The sequence below is a fragment of the Fulvivirga aurantia genome, assembly GCF_009711475.1.
Lineage (GTDB): Bacteria > Bacteroidota > Bacteroidia > Cytophagales > Cyclobacteriaceae > Fulvivirga > Fulvivirga aurantia.
The window spans coordinates 1-3,027 of record NZ_SMMD01000470.1 but is presented as its reverse complement, the minus strand read 5'-3'; the positions used below and the strand labels follow the sequence as shown (position 1 = coordinate 3,027).

Annotated in this window: 1 protein-coding gene and 1 tRNA gene; both read right to left on the bottom strand. The window is 40.9% G+C overall.

Annotated features, from left to right (window positions below):
- Nucleotides 1-239: 239 nt before the first annotated feature.
- Nucleotides 240-313: transfer RNA gene (locus E1176_RS03175), tRNA-Ile, on the bottom strand.
- A gap of 183 nt (nt 314-496) precedes the next feature.
- On the bottom strand, nt 497-2,575 hold the full coding sequence (locus tag E1176_RS03170) for a hypothetical protein (protein ID WP_155209130.1): 2,079 nt from the start codon (nt 2,573-2,575) through the stop codon (nt 497-499).
- Nucleotides 2,576-3,027: the final 452 nt, after the last annotated feature.

Sequence of the window (3,027 nt, the reverse complement as noted above, 5' to 3'; positions counted from 1 at the left end):
TAACTAAATGCGTCATCGGTAGGACGACCTAAGGAGTCCGAAGAGTCTCTTTTTAGAACTGCGAGCTAAGAGCTTCTAGCTACGAACTGGATTGATAAAATGAGTAATTAGCAATTTGCCTGACTGAGGCACTCGAAGACAAATGTGTGAGAGTATCTTCTATGCTGCGCGCTTCTAGCTATATTAATAGAAGAAATAAAAAAAACCGGACAACATTACTGAAATCCGGTTTCTGAAAGTGGGCCCTGCTGGGCTCGAACCAGCGACCACCTGATTATGAGTCAGGTGCTCTAACCAACTGAGCTAAGGGCCCTGATCAATTACATATTGTTAATTGATTTTGGGAGTGCAATATTAGATATTACGAATTTAATTCACAAAGAATTTACTGAAATTGATTTTATAAAATTATGGTATTTATTTCATTCAATTCATCCGGTGTTCGAAGCCTGTGCGTAGCGGAGCTCAAAGCTCGTAACCATAGACAAGCAACTAATCACTCCACACTGTCTTCTAAAAACTTTAGCGTAGCCATGGGGTCTTTCATCTTTTCGTAAAACTTCTGCTTATCTCTGGATAACTCTAAATACTCTAACCTACCCATGAGAAACGCTTTCAACACATAGTTCCCGATAGGTCGAATGTTGTTATTGATATACATGCCGTAGTGCTTGGTTTCCGTATTTACCACTAGGTATTCCTTGGCGAAAAAATTATTAAAATCGACCAGGCCACTTAAATTTGAATTAGCATTGAGCGCGTCCTCCAACTCCTGCTGGTCGTCTTCACTCCACTCACCGGACTTCTGTTTTTCTAAAGCGTTTTTAACAGCTGCTCTATCACCCTCCGCCTCGATATACTCATCTAATTTATTTACAAAATCTGCGGCAAACATTGCTCCCAATGCAACTGTAGTCGGCTGAGGGTTTCTAATGATCAGAAACCTACCATATTCGTGAGTTACCGGCATCAAAAATCCGTTGTGCTCATACAATTTGACCTTTTTTCCATTTTCAGCAAACTCAACAAAAGCTATATCAGCATCATTTTCATAGGTCTGCTGAGTACCATCAGGCAACTCAATAATTACCCGATTATAATACCTATCATCGGCCTGCAACAATAATTTACCTGCTACCTGCTCGCCATTTTCCATAGTAACCTTCCCTTCAACGCCTGCGGTGAAGTCTTTCTGCACGTCATCCTCATTTGCTTCAGCGGTAGTAGCTACAAGGGCATAACTTTCCGATTCAGCTGGTTCGTCATCATTTTTGAGAGCAGCCAGATACTCCTCGTAAGTGTACTTTTTTGATTTGTCTATGACACCGAATTCTTTCACATAGTATTTTTTAGTGGTTTTCCCATTGCCATCTTTGATGATGTACTGCGACATATTGGTTGTAAACTGCTTAAGGTACAGTGAGCCAATAATCTTCTCTCCTTTCAAGGTGACAATGTACCCTGACATAGGCTTGGTTATCTTGGTATTTGATGTTTCTTTCTCAATCTCCCAATCAGGCTCATCGGTGATGGGGTGACCATCCACAAATCGGGTGTCGTACACATACCTATGTTTCTTTTCGCGTGTTTCATCGCTTATTTCCTGGTTGACTTCAGCTATTTTATCATCTGCAATATATTTAACCTTGTCGTCAGCGCTGGCCAGATAGTACACCCCTGTAGCGTTATCAGGTTGCGATATTGAAATCAACCCCTTAAGTTGGGCATCATCTTCCAGCACGATATACCCCGGGTTAAACTGCACTGCTACAGGCTCATAATAGATGTTATTAGGGTCTTCGGTATCGGTAATAAACTTATAATAATCGTCCATGCGCATGTCAAAACCATACTCACTAACCTTTTCGTAATCAAAGGATTCTTCGTTTAACATCAACTTTTTGATAATATTGGCCTGCTTGGAGATACTTATCATTCCCTCATGTCGCTGCCCGGCATTGTCTATGATATAACCTTTAAAATCATGTGAGTTTCGATTTGAAAACCCTGAAGCCAGGTCTTTCCACCTGAGCTGCTCCCAATTGCCGATAAATTTCTCATCTACAAACCTGCTTGCCCCGTAGTTTTGAATTTCCTCTGCATCAACTTTCGTTTTAGTTTTATCGTTAGCGGTAACTGTTATAGTTTCCAGTTTACCTCGCGTTTCTTTCAATTGTAGCTGCCCTTCGTATCTTTGGCCGCTCCTTGTTACAACATACCCAAAAGCTGCCCAGCCTTTGTAAAAAGCATAAGGTGTATCGTTTATGAGGCCATCACTAAGGCCAAATTCAAGAATACTCATCATACTCAGGCGGTACTTTTTACCTGTGGACGTTATGAGCTTCACTCCCCTGAGTTCATCAAATGACTTACCATACAAGGCAATTTGCCCCTCTAGCCGGGTATTGTCAAGAAGTTTCACGTAACCGTTTTCGTATTGTGTGGCGTAGTCGTAGGTAAAACTTGAACGTGTTTTGAAATTATTGGTCTGAGCATTAGCCTTTTGTGCCACAGCTTGGTTGGCCGTAAACAGCATAATAAGGCCACAACATAGTGCTTTTATAAAATTTGACATGCGTTAAAGTGTTGAGGTGGTTAATAATTGAAAATGGTAAGTCTTTCATAAAGAAGACACAAGATAAGTAAAAACCTGAAACGTAAGGTACTTTGCAATTCAAGGCTGTGTCTGAACAGTTATGCGCATCGCTGCTCAGAGTAGAGGGTATAGCCCTCTCCTTGCATTTCTACTTAGAGTTACTCACGGAGAACTCTGAGGCCTTTGAAACTAAGAGTCCCTTGGCAGGTGACTCTCAGTGGGCGAAAATTTTAACACAAATGAATGATTTATAAGTCATTTAAGGTTTAGAGTGTATTTTATGAATGATTTATAATTCAAAAATGGTTTTTAGCTTCTAGTCGTGAGCTGTGAGTTACGTTATGCACAACTCATGGCTCAAAGCTCTTAGCCCTCCGCTCTACGCGCTCAGCATGACTTGAGCTATTAATTGTCATCCTGAACTTGATTCA

Bases quoted from the DNA above. Each gene is read 5' to 3' on its own strand.
- E1176_RS03170 (WP_155209130.1), bottom strand. From the start codon at position 2,575: ATGTCAAATTTTATAAAAGCACTATGTTGTGGCCTTATTATGCTGTTT.